Here is a 13940-nt window from a genome sequence, read left to right as displayed (position 1 = left end):
CACATTTCTGATCAGAATGGCAGTTTCATGCCTGGAGGTAATTGCATACCGCCAGTGACCTGAGCCATTTTCTCTTTCTGATTTTCTTCAACGCGACGAGCAGCATCGTTACAAGCGGCAGCGATAAGATCTTCCAACATCTCTTTATCATCTTCCAGCAGACTGGGGTCGATTTCGACCTTGCGTACGCTGTGATTACCGGTCATTGTCACTTTTACCAGTCCGGCGCCTGACTCACCAGTAACTTCCATGCGGGCAATCTCTTCCTGCACTTTTGCCATACGTTCTTGCATCATCTGGGCCTGCTTCATCAGATTGCCCATTCCACCTTTTCCAAACATAACGTTATCTCTTCAATTAACAGTGAGTGACAGGTTAAAGTCCGCTGATCTTACCCAAATATTCGTGCTTGGCAATCCATAGCTTGGCACAAACCGAGTTGCATCACTGCGGCAGCTGTCCATCAGGAATTAAGGCGGTTTTATGCGCCAATTGTTCTGGGTTATAGCTGAGGGAGTCAGGCACAAGGTCTGCTCCCATATGTTGTTTTAACCAACGCACATTTGCGTCAGCCATCAGTTTCTGTTCAGCATCGGCTAACAATTCATTTTTGAAACGCTGGCGGATCTCTTGCGGGGTTTCTCTTGTGGAGTCAGAACCGACACTAAACTCTACTGTTAATGGGCGCTGTAATGCTTCAGCTAGCGCCTCCTGTAACTGCGAGATAGCCGCTACTGCCGCTAAATGCTTCTGATCCGGCTTAAGTACCAACGTACATTTTTCAGTGAGAGACAGACACACGGAATTTGCCGCCAATTGCCTGACTCGTCCACGAATAGGCATCGCCGACACTAACTTATACCAAGCTAAATCGGCTGGATTTCCTGAAGGTGCCGCCATTGCAGTCACCGCTACCGGCTTATCTGCTGCAGTCACGTCGATATTGGAGTTAACAGTTGCATCGCTACTCGATATCGTCGCCGCTGACATGGTCGCGTCTAGAGGGGCAGCATTTTCGATAGCCTCATCGGTTAATAGTGCTGACGGCCCCAGAGTTTGGTCCGACTCAATCTCAGTGGACTGTGCTAGCCAATCACTATAAACATCACCATTATCATCTTCACCCGCCTCATCAACAGCACGCGATGAGGCTTCTACGGATAAACTATCATTGCTAGCCGCCATGTCATCAGCGGAAGCAATTTCCTTTAAAGAACTTTCAGCGTTTTTTTTTGAGGGATTATTTTGGTGATGTTCCGAGATAACGACTGGCGCTTCATCGTTCGCCAGCGCATCAATGTCTTGTAATAACAAATCGCGCGTCGCCAATACCTGATCCAGCACATCGTCGCCAAACAGCGGTTCACTAACAGCTGCGGATAATGCCGATTCGTTATCGTCGGTTGATGACGCTTCGACATCTACAGACATTTCTGTCGCAAACATATCCGTGGTCAATTCATCCTTAAACGGCGGCTCATCGTCTGACAAGTCAACAGCACTACCTGACATGATATCTGCCACCGATGGCTCTGCCTGATAGCGATGTCCCATGCTTTCTGCCTGGGATAAAATCAGCGATTGTTCAGCGGCAAAAGCACCGTCGTTCTCGTCATCATCGTCTATAACTTCCGCGACTGCTGCAGGATCATTGATAGCCGAAACAGAAGATGCCGCTGCTGCTAATGCTGAGGTTTTAGCGAGTTCATTGTTTGGAATGGACGATAGGACCGGCTCCAATTGCCGAACCGGTTGTGAAACTGGTATCGATGTCACTGCAGCGGGCGTCGTCATAGTGACAGTGGTTTTAGTACCTACTTCACCCCACCGTTTAGGCGAAGTTTCTGGCACGAATGCAACCGCTCGTAATAATGCCATCTCCAAACCCGATTTAGGATCTGGAGCAAATGGCAAGTCTTTACGTCCTTGCAGCAATAATTGATAGTAAAGTTGAACCTGCTCTGCTGACAGTTGCTGAGCAAACTCCTGGATCTGTGTTGCATATAGCGACAGCTGTGCCGCCGCTGGCGCAAATTGTGTGAGGGTGATCTGATGCAACAGTTCCAGCAGACTGCGTAGCACTTCATTGGCATCAGCACCAAACGCCAAAATACGTTCAGCTTCCTGCATCAAGGGGGCGATATCCGCGTTTATCAATGCTTGCAATAATGAGACGACCTGACGTTCGTCAATGGCCCCCAACATAGTCTGCACTTGCTGCAGTTTTATTTGTCCGGCACCAAAGGCTATTGCCTGGTCGGTCAGACTGAGTGCGTCACGCATACTGCCGTTAGCGGCCTTGGCCAACAATGTCAGCGCTTGCGCCTCAAACGGCAAAGCTTCAGCTGTCACAATATGCTGCAGCTGCTTGGCGATTTCGTCCAGGGTCAGGCTCTTCAAATTGAATTGCAGACAGCGTGACAACACGGTGACGGGAAGTTTCTGAGGATCTGTGGTTGCCAGCAAAAACTTAACGTGCTCTGGCGGCTCTTCAAGCGTTTTCAGCAATGCATTAAAACTGCTGCGCGACAGCATATGTACTTCGTCAATGAGGTACACCTTGAAACGACCACGAGTGGGACGATACTGAACGTTATCCAATAATTCCCGGGTATCATCGACTTTTGTTCGTGAAGCCGCATCCACCTCAATCAGGTCAACAAAACGTCCCTGAGCGATTTCCTGACACGCACTACATTTACCACAAGGAGTTGCAGTGATGCCTTGCTCACAGTTAAGCCCTTTTGCAAATAAACGTGCCAGACTGGTTTTACCCACACCGCGGGTACCAGTAAAAAGATAGGCATGATGCAGTCGTTGCTGATTCAGCGCGTTAACAAGGGCGTGCAGGACATGTGACTGCCCTACGACTTGTGCAAAACTGGCAGGTCGCCACTTACGGGCTAACACCTGATAGGACATGAAACTCCCCAGAATAGATTGATTTCATATTACGGGAGCAAGCTCCTCGGATCGCCAAAACAATAACATGAGCGTGTCTGACATGCCACCCAGGACGATCCGGAGATAAAGGGAAAGGAGATTAATCTCCTTCAAATTCACACAGTTTCAGTACTTCTAAGCCCAAAGACTGCAACCGATTTTCGCCACCAATATCCGGCAGTGAGATCACAAACGCTGCATGACTTACTTCACCACCGAGACGACGAACCAATTTGACGGTTGCTTCAATCGTGCCGCCGGTAGCTAATAGATCGTCAACTACGAGCACTTTATCGCCAGGGACGATAGCATCGGTGTGCATTTCCAATGTATCGTGACCATATTCGAGTTCATAAGTCTCAGAGATAGTCTCACGCGGCAGTTTTCCTGGCTTACGTACGGGGACGAAACCAACACCCAACTCTAATGCTAATGGTGCGCCAAACAGAAAACCGCGAGCTTCAGTACCGACAACTTTAGTGAAGCCAAAGTCTTTGTAATGCTCCACAAATGTGCGAATAGTGGTCTGATAGGCAATCGGATCTTCCAGTAAACTGGTGACATCACGAAACAGAATTCCGGCTTTCGGATAGTCAGGAATAGTTTTAATGCTTTGCTTAATCAGCGCTAAGCTGTCGGGATTAATAGCCATAGTTTTAATACTTAGTTCGTCGGTATCTACCGGCCTTACACAACAAAAAAGTCCACACCAAGGTGGACCGCTTCTCTAAATCCGGCTAAAGCTTAAGCCCCTTTGCCGTTAGTTGCAACCGGGATCATCCGATTGTGTGTCGCATCGCAATATCGCTTATTTCTCGCCAACACCTGATGTTTCTGCGACCACACCAACAACCGGTAGCCTCCACAAACAAACCATTAATATCAATAACATGAATAGTAATAGCAGTTTCACCCACACCAATGAAACCCACCATATACTTAGACTAAAACTGCACACAGTCAAGATTAATGCACGTCGTTTTAATGCTAAACGCAGCCCACGCTTTTGCTGCCAATCGCTCAATGGTTGAGCAAACCAAGGATGTTTATGCAACCAACGATGTAAAACCGGACTAGAACGGGCAAAACAATACCCTGAAAGCAACACAAAAGGCACGGTGGGCAGCAAAGGTAAAACGATACCCGCGATGCCAAGTGCCAAACTGATGATACCCAAGCTCAAAAATACACTGCGTTTGATCATATTTTATAATGACAATAGTTCTCATTTAAATACTATATTAGCAATACGCCTGCCTGTCGCAAAGTTTGTTGCTGATAAACTGAAACTGCTATCAGAAACCGATTCGTATCAGGTAAAATGCGCGGCCTTTATCCTTTTTGTGGAATAACTAAACGTGCGAGTCATTCTGGCCCCGATGGAAGGGGTTGTTGATCACCTGATGCGTGAACTTCTGTCCTCCATCAATCCTTACGATTTGATGGTGACTGAATTTGTCCGCGTGGTAGACCAGCTACTGCCAGAAAAAGTCTTTTTCCGCATGTGCCCCGAACTGAATAATGGCGGTGCCACTCAAAATGGCACACCGGTAAGGGTACAACTTCTGGGACAGGAACCCGGATGGATGGCAGAGAATGCGGTGCGCGCAGTCGCTTTAGGCTCTCGTGGTGTGGATGCCAATTTTGGCTGCCCGGCAAAAATGGTCAATCGCAGCAAAGGTGGCGCAGTACTGCTGCAGTACCCGGAGCAAATCCACAATATTGTAAAAGCCATGCGTCAAGCCGTCCCAGATGCGCAACCGGTCACCGCCAAAATTCGGCTGGGCTACGAAGACAAAAACCTGTTTATGGAAAATGCGCTGGCAATTTACGAAGCCGGCGCTACGGAATTAGCCGTCCATGCTCGTAGTAAAGTAGATGGCTATCGCCCTCCTGCTTATTGGGAATATATCACTGAGATCCGACAAAGAGTTTCCATTCCCGTGATCGCAAATGGTGAAATCTGGAATCGCGATGATGCATTGCGCTGCATCACCCAAACAGGCTGCGACAGTGTGATGGTTGGTCGTGGAGCTATCACACTCCCCAATCTGGCGGCCCACATTAAAAATGGTGACGCACCTTATAATTGGCAACAGACATTGTCGTTATTGCTGGAATACACTCGGCAACAGCAATCACAACCTCGCAATGATTACTTTCCTGGACGCATCAAGCAGTGGTTCAGTTATCTCAATCGTCAATATCCAGAAGCTGACGTGTTGTTCCGGGACTTGCGTGTGCACAAATCTACCGATGCCGTGGTAGATGTACTGTCAAAAGCCGCCTGAACGCTACACATTACTTTCATAAGTACTGCTTTTGACTGATATCACAAGAAATCTCCACTGGATTTGATCCGTATCATAGTTGACCATCCACTGCCAATTAGACTAATAAGTCCATAAGCAAGCAAAAGGCGGTACAGAGTGAGTGGTTTGATCAGACAAAGATTGTCAGCAGTCGAGACGGATCTGAGACGTGCAATCACTGAGCTTAATGCCGACTGGGCTGATAGGTCTATTAGCGAGATCATTGATGCCATGGTTGGTGCTGAGTTGTGCCATCATCCGCTATATGAAAAGCTTAATCGTCTGGATGCTGCACAATGTCAGTTGGATCTCGGACTCTATGGAATGTGTGCTGATTGCGAAAGCGAGATTGAACCAGAACGACTGGCTCAAGATCCTACTGAGCAACGCTGCCAATGTTGTTCAGAACAATATGCACATGAACATCGGCGGGAGCTGCGGCTCAGTCATTGATGTCGGTTTTAAGGGTCCATTAATAACCGATCGATTAGCAACAAAAAAGGCGCCAAATGGCGCCTTTTGTTTACCTGACATACCGATTAACGAGTACGTGGGCAGATTTCATCAGCAGCGAAGAAATAAGCGATTTCACGCTCTGCAGATGCCAGCGCATCTGAACCATGAACCGCGTTTTCGTCAATGCTGTCAGCATAATCTGCACGCAGAGTACCACGAGCAGCTTGAGCTGGGTTAGTTGCGCCCATGATTTCACGGTTAGCTGCAACAGCGTTTTCGCCTTCCAGCACTTGTACCATGATAGGACCAGAAGTCATGAAGCTTACCAGTGCACCAAAGAAAGGACGTTCGCTGTGTTCAGCGTAGAAACCTTCAGCCTGCTCTTTGGTCAGGTGAACCATCTTAGCAGCAACGATTTTCAGACCGGCGCTTTCAAAACGGTTATAGATAGCACCAATGTGGTTTTTAGCAACAGCATCGGGCTTGATAATAGAAAAAGTACGTTCAATCGCCATGACTAGGATCCTTAATCAGCGAGTTTCAAAATTCGCGCGGATTATACGCAATAAATATGACAAATCCTAATCCAATCTCACAAACTACAATGATTATGCGATATCGCAACAAAGATAACCGCTGGAATGATGCCGAAAACGACAAAGGACGGCAAAAACCGTCCTTTGATTACATCTTCTCGCTTATTTTTCATCCATCCAGCATTGCAGAATGGCTTCAAGGATCTGTTCGTTACAACGTTGAGGATCATCATCAAAATCCTCCAGAGCTAGGATCCATTCGTACAGATCAGTAAAACGCACAGTCTGAGGTTCCACATCTGGATACGCTTCTAAAAGCTCCAGAGCCACATCTAAAGAGTCAACCCATTTCAAAGACATAGGGCCTCCAATGTTACTTATTACTATCTGATGACATTATAACGTTAATGTTAATCGTCACCATCAAAACAAAGCCGGTCTGGGACCGGCTGTTAGACTTTATCAACCTTCGCTGACCTGATTTACCGTATATTTGGGGATTTCGACCACTAAGTCTTCATCCGCCACTTTCGCCTGACAGGACAGACGGCTTTCTGGTTCTAGCCCCCAAGCTTTATCGAGCATATCGTCTTCCAGATCATCGCTTGGTTCCAGGTTATTGAAGCCTTCACGCACAATCACATGGCAAGTAGTACAAGCGCAGGATTTCTCGCAGGCATGTTCTATCTGGATACCATTGCGTAATGCTGCATCCAGGATTGATTCTCCGGTCTTGGCTTCTACCACCGCACCATCGGGGCAAAGCTCCTCGTTGGGCAAAAACACTATCTGAGGCATGATTTCACCTATATCTTATCAACCGACTGACCTTTCAGTGCGGTCTTAATTGAATTATCCATCCTTCTGGCGGCAAAGTCCTGTGTTGCAGCATCCACTTTTTCAATGCCAGATTTAATAGCTTCAGCATCATCGCCAACAGCCGCAGCATCCAGTGCCAAAATAGTACTGTCGATCAACGCTCTTTCTTCTGCCGTCAGTAAGTTACCATCCTGTTGCAGTGCAGAATTAAGCGACTCAATCACCCGAGCCGCTTCTACCCGTTGCTCGGTAAGCATACGCAACTCAATATCCGCCTTGGCATACGTCATCGAATCCTTGATCATGCCAGCAATCTCATTTTCAGAGAGCCCAAATGACGGTTTCACCTGGATACTTGACTGTATTCCAGTGGATTTTTCCATCGCAGTCACGCTCAATAAACCATCAGCATCTACTTGGAAGGTCACTCGGATATGCGCCGCCCCGGCTGCCAATGGTGGTATACCTTTGAGCGTGAACCGCGCAAGTGAGCGGCAATCTGCCACCAGTTCGCGCTCACCTTGAACCACATGAATGGCCATCGCCGTCTGACCATCTTTAAACGTGGTGAACTCTTGGGCTCTGGCAACGGGAATAGTGGTATTGCGTGGTACGACTTTTTCTACCAGGCCACCCATAGTTTCAATCCCGAGAGACAACGGGATCACATCTAACAGCAACAGTTCGGAATCCGGCTTGTTGCCTACCAGAATATCCGCCTGAATAGCCGCCCCAATGGCAACGACCCGATCAGGGTCGATACTGGTCAGTGGTGCTTTACCAAAAAAGTCACCTACCTGTTGACGTACCAAAGGTACGCGAGTTGAACCACCCACCATCACGGTTTCTAACACATCAGCGGCATCAACACCGGCATCGCGCAGTGCTTTACGACAGCTGCTGATTGTTTTACGGACCAGAGACAGGATAAGCGCGTCAAATTCGCTACGGGATATATCACACCGTAATTGCTGAGCCTCGATCGTTAATGCTGCGGTCACCACATCGGACTGACTCAGCACTTCTTTCACACGCCGGGCTTCCATCAGTAACTGACGTTCCTGTTGGCGGTTCAGTTCAGTAATCCCCATGCGCTGCCGCAACGCTTCGGCTAACAGATGATCAAAATCATCTCCGCCTAAACGAGAGTCCCCGCCGGTTGCTAGCACTTCAAAGACGCCACGATTCAACCGCAAGATTGAAATATCAAAAGTGCCGCCACCGAGATCATACACCGCGATGACACCTTCCTGGCCAGAATCCAGTCCATAAGCGATAGCCGCAGCGGTAGGCTCATTCAACAGGCGCAATACTTTGACACCGAGTAGATTGGCAGCGTCTTTGGTACCTTGACGTTGGGCATCATCAAAATACGCTGGTACCGTAATGACAACACCTTCTAAATCACCACCTAAGGTCGCCTCTGCGCGCGCAATTAATGGTCGCAGAATCTCTGCAGATACCTGTATTGGATTGACTTTACCCGCAGCGGTAACAAAAATGGGTAAGCCATTTTCACTGGCTTCAAAATGATAGGGGAAACGCTGTTCGCCCTGCAGTACATCGGCAAGTGAACGCCCCATAAAGCGTTTTACTGACACTATGGTGTTTTCCGGATCCAACGCAGAATTAACCAAGGCTTCTTCACCAACTGTCAGGCCATTGGTCCCATAGTGCACAACTGATGGTAACCCGTGTCTGCCAATTTCGTCGGGTAACGTTGCAGCCTGACCACTGCGTACGGAAGCAACCAGCGAGTTGGTCGTTCCGAGGTCAATACCCGCGGCCAACTTGTGTTGATGAGGTGCGGCCATCTGGCCGGGTTCAGCAATCTGCAAAAGTGCCATAATGTTCCATTCTAGGTTAAAAAATTGGCCCAATCAGATTGAGCCAATTTGTGTTCTTTTCGTCTGAAATCTCGAATTCGGCTAGTCGTACAGTGAGTCCTGAATACGGATCAACTCATCTTGTAATTTTGCCATAAATTTAAGCTTTCGAACCTGATCAGCGGCCACAATTGCGGCGGATGCCTGATCATCAGCAAGTTGCTTACGCAGGTTTTCCAGCAATTGCTTACGGTATTGCGAAAAATCACCTTCCAGCTCGGCAATACCCGTTTCAATATCATCGCAGCCGCGTAAATCTTCCAACGCTTCCCGCCACTCCATCTGCTGCATCAAAAAGCCGGTATCTTTCATCGTGGTTGATTCATTATTGATATCAATCCCTCGAAGCGACAGCATATGTTCAGCTCGGCGAATAGGATCCTTTAGGGTCTGAAAAGCATCATTTACTTGGGCAGTTTTAGATATTGCCAGCAGCTTTTGTTGCTCACTGGCATTAGCAAACTTATCCGGATGCACTGCTTTTTGCAGTTCTCGATAGCGTTCTGCTAGCTCCGCGACGTCGACATCGAAGTTCTGAGGGATCTCAAACAGCTCAAAATAGTTCATAAGCGTACAACGGTTGCGGGAAGTTTATACAGTGAAACTCTCGCCGCAACCACACTCCCCTTTGGCATTCGGGTTATTGAACTTGAAACCTTCGTTAAGGCCTTCCTTAACAAAATCCAGTTCAATCCCTTGTAGATAAATCAGACTTTTAGCATCAACGATGAGGTTGACACCTTCAATCTCAAATACCTCGTCATCTTCGTTAAGTTCGTCAACGAATTCCAAGACATAAGCCATACCACTGCAGCCGGAGGTTTTTAAGCCCAAACGCAGACCAATCCCCTTTCCACGATTTTGCAGAAAGGTTCTTACTCTATCCGCCGCTGCAGGCGTCATTGATATTGCAGCCATGTCAACTCCTGGCATTACTTCTGATGCTTGGATTTATATTCTTCCAACGCCGCCTTAATAGCGTCTTCTGCCAGAATTGAACAGTGGATTTTCACTGGTGGTAATGCCAGTTCTTCCGCAATATCGGTATTCTTGATAGCAGCGGCTTCTTCCACAGATTTGCCTTTAACCCACTCGGTCACCAGCGAACTGGAAGCTATCGCGCTACCACAACCATAAGTTTTGAACTTGGCATCTTCAATGATACCGCTGTCATTAATTTTCAGCTGCAGTTTCATTACGTCACCGCATGCTGGAGCCCCCACCATACCAGTCACAACGGATGGATCATTCTTGTCGAAAGAACCTACATTGCGTGGATTTTCATAGTGGTCAATTACTTTTTCACTGTATGCCATATTACTGCTCCAAATTCATCTGTCTGCTGGGAATTTAGTGGGCTGCCCACTGTACCTGATTGAGGTCTACCCCATCCTTGAACATCTCCCACAAAGGAGACATCTCCCTCAGCTTGCCGATAGAGCTCTTAATGGTTTCTATCGCGTAATCAATCTCTTCTTCTGTGGTATAACGGCCAATGGTGAAACGAATAGAGCTATGTGCCATCTCATCATTGAGACCCAAAGCCCGCAGCACATAACTGGGTTCCAGACTGGCTGACGTACAAGCCGAACCGGAAGACACTGCTAAATCTTTCAGCGCCATCATCAGCGACTCACCTTCTACATAGGCGAAGCTAACGTTCAAGCTGCCACAGAAACGGTGTTCCATATCACCGTTAACATAGGTTTCTTCAATATCTTTAATACCGTTCCACAGCTTATCGCGCAGATAGCGGATACGGCTGCTATCTGATGCCATTTCTGCTTTAGCAATCGCAGCGGCTTCACCCAAACCAACAATCTGATGGGTTGGCAATGTGCCACTACGCATACCGCGTTCATGGCCACCACCATGCATCTGAGCTTCCAAGCGAATTCGAGGTTTACGACGCACGTACAAAGCGCCAATACCTTTAGGGCCATACATCTTGTGACCAGAAATGGAGATCAAATCCACCTTAGTCTGCTGCACATCCAGCGGCAATTTACCGGCGCCCTGAGCTGCATCAACGTGGAAGACAATACCTTTGCTGCGACACAGCTCGCCAATACCGTCGATATCCTGCACCACACCAATTTCGTTATTGACATACATGATGCTCACCAGAATGGTGTCCTCGCGCATGGCGGCTTCGATACGCTCCAAGGGGATCAGACCATTGCTGTCTGGATCCAGATAGGTGACTTCGAAGCCATCACGTTCGAGGTGACGGCAAGTATCCAATACCGCTTTATGTTCAGTCTTGCTGGTGATGATGTGCTTACCTTTTTTCTGATAAAAATAGGCCACACCTTTAATCGCCAGATTGTCAGACTCTGTGGCACCAGAGGTAAACACAATTTCACGAGGATCGGCGTTAATCAAATCCGCAACCTGATTACGGGCGATGTCTACCGCCTCTTCAGCCTGCCAACCGTAACGGTGAGAACGGGATGCGGGGTTACCGAATACACCGTCCATAGTCATGTACTGTGCCATTTTTGCAGCAACCCGAGGGTCAACTGGGGTTGTTGCGGCATAATCCAAATAAATAGGAAGCTTCATTACACACTCCGTACTTCGCAGTCTCTGCCGAGGCTACATACAACGTACAATTATCATTATTTATGGCTTTAACAGAGTTGGCCTCAGGCACTGATCCTCTGTTGCTCCTGATGTATCTGATCCTGCTTGATAGAGATAAACTGCACATCGCGCTTCTGCATCAAAGCAGCAAGACTGATACCATTTAAAAAATCAGAAATTTGTTTACTCAAATCTCCCCAAAGAGAATGAGTCAGACAACGAGTGCCACTCTGACAGTTAGACTGTCCCTGACACTTTGTAGCATCAACCGATTCATCAACGGCATTCACTACCATACCCACTGAAATATCTGCTGCTTCACGGCCAAGACGATAACCACCGCCTGGTCCACGAACGCTGGCAACCAACCCTTGTTTTCTCAGTTTGGCAAAAAGTTGTTCAAGGTAGGATAAAGAAATGCCTTGTCGTTCAGAGATATCTGCGAGAGGAACAGGTCCCTGAGCCGAGTGGATGGCAACATCCAGCATAGCAGTGACGGCGTAACGACCTTTAGATGTCAGTTTCATGAAAACACCACAGCTCTTGATTGGAGATGTTTAAATTTCATCATATCCTAGTATTTTAGTCAAGTATAAATCCTACTTTCCTACTAGGATAATGACCCACTTCCTTTACGAATACCCTGACGGCTTGGTCGGTTATTTAACATTTTTAGCCGTCAGGATTCAATGCTGTGAGTTCACATTTAACTATAAAAAGTCAGATTTCTGGATCAAACGCATCCAATGCTTGCTGACGCTTCTCTGCTGCCGCTAATTCAGCCTCACAGAAATCGCCAACATCCAGTTGTGGCAATCTTTCAGTACAGACTGCCCCCCCCATAGTCTGAATAACTTGACACAGCTCGGCCACTTTAGAATCCATCAGATGCATGTGATCTAGCATCTGACCAATTGCATTGGCAACGGGATCTGGATTATCGGGGGAGACCGCATATGCATCAAAACCGTATTTTTTGGCCATTGCATTGCGACGTTCACTTTTCTCTTTTGACTGTTGGGTGGCGACAGTCACAGCTCGGCCTGGGATACCCACAACGGTGGTATCTTTTGGCACATCTTTTACAACAACAGAGTTTGAACCCACACGGGCGCCATCGTGCATCGTAATCGGCCCCAGTACCTTAGCTCCAGCGCCAATAACAACGTTGTTACCCAGCGTTGGATGACGTTTTCCTGCTTTCCAGGTGGTTCCCCCCAAAGTTACGCCATGATAAAGCGTACAATCGTCGCCAATTTCTGCCGTTTCCCCAATGACTACCCCCATGCCGTGGTCAATAAAAAAACGGCGACCAATGACAGCACCGGGGTGGATCTCCACGCCCGTTGCCCAACGAGCAAAGGTGGATAAACAACGGGCTAAAAAATAAAACTTGGCAGACCATAGTTTGTGACTCACCCGATGCATCCATATCGCATGCATACCGGGGTAGTTGAGCAAAATCTCCAACGCGCTGCGAGCTGCAGGATCGCGATGATAGATGGACTGAATATCCTCTTTAATTCTTGATATCACACCCATTTGAATTCCTCGACTACTCTTGGTTGCCTGATTTATCGACCACTTTCTTTTCAATCGAAGTCAGGATGCCACGCAGAATATTGAGCTCCTGAGTTTCAATTTGTGCTTTGGTGAACAAGCGCCGCAATTTTTGCATTACCTGCCCTGGATGATTCTTGATAATGAAACCAGTCTCTTGCAGTGTTCTCTGTAAATGCTCATAAAAACGTTCATGGTCTTCTGCCGAAGGATATTCCACGGGTTCAGGAGTAGCCTGCTGCAGTTGATTTAGATGCGCGATACGCGTTTCATAGCAGACAATCTGTACTGCCTGAGCCAAGTTTAGTGAACTGTATTCAGGATTAGCAGGAATGAACAGATGGTAATTGCATTTTTGCAATTCTTCATTGCTTAACCCATTCCGCTCACGACCAAAAACAATTGCCACTGGCCCATTCTTGCTTTGAATAGCCAACTTTTCTGCGGCTTCCCGGGGTTCCAAAACCGGCCATTCCAAGGTGCGACTACGCGCACTGGTAGCCACGACCAGACCACAGTCATGGATGGCCTGGTCAAGCGTATCTACTTTAACCAGACATTTGAGTATGTCTGAGGCACCAGCAGCTAACGCAATCGACTGACCGTCAGGTTCTACCTGCGGATCAACAAGATAAAGGGAAGATAACCCCATGGTTTTCATGGCCCTGGCCACGGATCCGATATTACCCGGATGAGTGGTACCCACCAGTACCACGCGAATATTGCTGAGCATGAAACTTACGTCGAATCAGAAAAACAGGACGCGGATATTAACATACCCATCATTTTTTTAAGATAGAAAATTCGGCAGTTGCCATCCTAGCCTGACCGAGTATAATGCG

At 47.7% G+C, this 13940-nt stretch carries 17 protein-coding genes; 2 read left to right on the top strand and 15 right to left on the bottom strand.

Features of this window, described 5'->3' with window-relative positions:
• Positions 1-11: 11 nt before the first annotated feature.
• From PY479_RS08210 to PY479_RS08195, 4 genes are all read right to left on the bottom strand, one after another.
• Positions 12-341, bottom strand: coding sequence for a YbaB/EbfC family nucleoid-associated protein (locus PY479_RS08210; RefSeq protein WP_212596038.1), 330 nt, complete (start codon positions 339-341; stop codon positions 12-14).
• A gap of 103 nt (positions 342-444) precedes the next feature.
• Positions 445-2922, bottom strand: a complete 2478-nt coding sequence (dnaX, locus tag PY479_RS08205) for a DNA polymerase III subunit gamma/tau (RefSeq protein ID WP_275483458.1) — start codon at positions 2920-2922, stop codon at positions 445-447.
• Between the two features lie 121 nt (positions 2923-3043).
• Positions 3044-3595, bottom strand: a complete 552-nt coding sequence (gene apt, locus PY479_RS08200) for an adenine phosphoribosyltransferase (protein ID WP_212596036.1) — start codon at positions 3593-3595, stop codon at positions 3044-3046.
• 156 nt (positions 3596-3751) lie between these two features.
• Positions 3752-4147 carry a YbaN family protein gene (locus tag PY479_RS08195; RefSeq protein ID WP_275483457.1) on the bottom strand — a complete coding sequence of 132 codons (396 nt, stop codon included), beginning with the start codon at positions 4145-4147 and terminating at the stop codon, positions 3752-3754.
• 154 nt (positions 4148-4301) lie between these two features.
• Between PY479_RS08195 and PY479_RS08190 the strand changes: the two genes are divergently transcribed.
• Both PY479_RS08190 and PY479_RS08185 read left to right on the top strand, forming a co-directional pair.
• Complete coding sequence (locus tag PY479_RS08190; RefSeq protein ID WP_275483456.1) at positions 4302-5234, top strand: tRNA-dihydrouridine synthase; 933 nt, start codon at positions 4302-4304, stop codon at positions 5232-5234.
• Between the two features lie 138 nt (positions 5235-5372).
• A complete protein-coding gene (locus PY479_RS08185) occupies positions 5373-5708 on the top strand; it encodes a TraR/DksA family transcriptional regulator (RefSeq protein WP_275483455.1) in 336 nt (111 codons plus the stop codon).
• 86 nt (positions 5709-5794) lie between these two features.
• Here PY479_RS08185 and ndk read toward each other — a convergent pair whose 3' ends face one another.
• The 11 genes from ndk to trmJ form a co-directional block, all read right to left on the bottom strand.
• Complete coding sequence (gene ndk / locus PY479_RS08180; protein ID WP_133038686.1) at positions 5795-6226, bottom strand: nucleoside-diphosphate kinase; 432 nt, start codon at positions 6224-6226, stop codon at positions 5795-5797.
• Between the two features lie 183 nt (positions 6227-6409).
• A complete protein-coding gene (gene iscX / locus PY479_RS08175) occupies positions 6410-6607 on the bottom strand; it encodes a Fe-S cluster assembly protein IscX (protein ID WP_343377250.1) in 198 nt (65 codons plus the stop codon).
• Positions 6608-6709: 102 nt separating this feature from the next.
• Positions 6710-7045, bottom strand: a complete 336-nt coding sequence (gene fdx, locus PY479_RS08170) for an ISC system 2Fe-2S type ferredoxin (protein ID WP_212596032.1) — start codon at positions 7043-7045, stop codon at positions 6710-6712.
• 8 nt (positions 7046-7053) lie between these two features.
• Positions 7054-8913: a Fe-S protein assembly chaperone HscA gene (hscA, locus tag PY479_RS08165; protein WP_275483454.1), complete on the bottom strand. Its 1860-nt coding sequence runs from the start codon at positions 8911-8913 to the stop codon at positions 7054-7056.
• Between the two features lie 81 nt (positions 8914-8994).
• Positions 8995-9519 (bottom strand): co-chaperone HscB, encoded by a 525-nt coding sequence (gene hscB / locus PY479_RS08160; RefSeq protein ID WP_275483453.1) that lies wholly within the window; start codon positions 9517-9519, stop codon positions 8995-8997.
• A gap of 24 nt (positions 9520-9543) precedes the next feature.
• Complete coding sequence (gene iscA, locus PY479_RS08155; RefSeq protein ID WP_228730437.1) at positions 9544-9870, bottom strand: iron-sulfur cluster assembly protein IscA; 327 nt, start codon at positions 9868-9870, stop codon at positions 9544-9546.
• Between the two features lie 14 nt (positions 9871-9884).
• Positions 9885-10268 carry a Fe-S cluster assembly scaffold IscU gene (gene iscU, locus PY479_RS08150; RefSeq protein WP_212596029.1) on the bottom strand — a complete coding sequence of 128 codons (384 nt, stop codon included), beginning with the start codon at positions 10266-10268 and terminating at the stop codon, positions 9885-9887.
• Between the two features lie 34 nt (positions 10269-10302).
• Positions 10303-11517, bottom strand: a complete 1215-nt coding sequence (locus PY479_RS08145; RefSeq protein WP_212596028.1) for an IscS subfamily cysteine desulfurase — start codon at positions 11515-11517, stop codon at positions 10303-10305.
• A gap of 83 nt (positions 11518-11600) precedes the next feature.
• Positions 11601-12065, bottom strand: a complete 465-nt coding sequence (gene iscR, locus PY479_RS08140) for a Fe-S cluster assembly transcriptional regulator IscR (protein WP_212596027.1) — start codon at positions 12063-12065, stop codon at positions 11601-11603.
• A 193-nt stretch (positions 12066-12258) separates the two neighbouring features.
• Positions 12259-13080: a serine O-acetyltransferase gene (gene cysE, locus PY479_RS08135; protein WP_275483452.1), complete on the bottom strand. Its 822-nt coding sequence runs from the start codon at positions 13078-13080 to the stop codon at positions 12259-12261.
• A 13-nt stretch (positions 13081-13093) separates the two neighbouring features.
• The gene (trmJ, locus tag PY479_RS08130; RefSeq protein WP_212596025.1) at positions 13094-13831 is read right to left on the bottom strand and encodes a tRNA (cytosine(32)/uridine(32)-2'-O)-methyltransferase TrmJ; all 738 of its coding nucleotides are present in this window, start codon (positions 13829-13831) and stop codon (positions 13094-13096) included.
• Between the last annotated feature and the right edge of the window lie 109 nt (positions 13832-13940).

This window comes from Shewanella sp. A32 (assembly GCF_029167175.1).
In the GTDB taxonomy this organism is placed as follows: Bacteria; Pseudomonadota; Gammaproteobacteria; order Enterobacterales; family Shewanellaceae; genus Shewanella; species Shewanella yunxiaonensis.
Note: the sequence above shows the minus strand (reverse complement) of the source record. Positions and strands in the feature narration are given on the sequence as shown.

Coding starts and splice junctions, on each gene's coding strand:
- PY479_RS08210 (WP_212596038.1), bottom strand. CDS start 341: ATGTTTGGAAAAGGTGGAATGGGCAATCTGATGAAGCAGGCCCAGATG.
- dnaX (WP_275483458.1), bottom strand. CDS start 2,922: ATGTCCTATCAGGTGTTAGCCCGTAAGTGGCGACCTGCCAGTTTTGCA.
- apt (WP_212596036.1), bottom strand. CDS start 3,595: ATGGCTATTAATCCCGACAGCTTAGCGCTGATTAAGCAAAGCATTAAA.
- PY479_RS08195 (WP_275483457.1), bottom strand. CDS start 4,147: ATGATCAAACGCAGTGTATTTTTGAGCTTGGGTATCATCAGTTTGGCA.
- ndk (WP_133038686.1), bottom strand. CDS start 6,226: ATGGCGATTGAACGTACTTTTTCTATTATCAAGCCCGATGCTGTTGCT.
- iscX (WP_343377250.1), bottom strand. CDS start 6,607: ATGTCTTTGAAATGGGTTGACTCTTTAGATGTGGCTCTGGAGCTTTTA.
- fdx (WP_212596032.1), bottom strand. CDS start 7,045: ATGCCTCAGATAGTGTTTTTGCCCAACGAGGAGCTTTGCCCCGATGGT.
- hscA (WP_275483454.1), bottom strand. CDS start 8,913: ATGGCACTTTTGCAGATTGCTGAACCCGGCCAGATGGCCGCACCTCAT.
- hscB (WP_275483453.1), bottom strand. CDS start 9,519: ATGAACTATTTTGAGCTGTTTGAGATCCCTCAGAACTTCGATGTCGAC.
- iscA (WP_228730437.1), bottom strand. CDS start 9,870: ATGGCTGCAATATCAATGACGCCTGCAGCGGCGGATAGAGTAAGAACC.
- iscU (WP_212596029.1), bottom strand. CDS start 10,268: ATGGCATACAGTGAAAAAGTAATTGACCACTATGAAAATCCACGCAAT.
- PY479_RS08145 (WP_212596028.1), bottom strand. CDS start 11,517: ATGAAGCTTCCTATTTATTTGGATTATGCCGCAACAACCCCAGTTGAC.
- iscR (WP_212596027.1), bottom strand. CDS start 12,065: ATGAAACTGACATCTAAAGGTCGTTACGCCGTCACTGCTATGCTGGAT.
- cysE (WP_275483452.1), bottom strand. CDS start 13,080: ATGGGTGTGATATCAAGAATTAAAGAGGATATTCAGTCCATCTATCAT.
- trmJ (WP_212596025.1), bottom strand. CDS start 13,831: ATGCTCAGCAATATTCGCGTGGTACTGGTGGGTACCACTCATCCGGGT.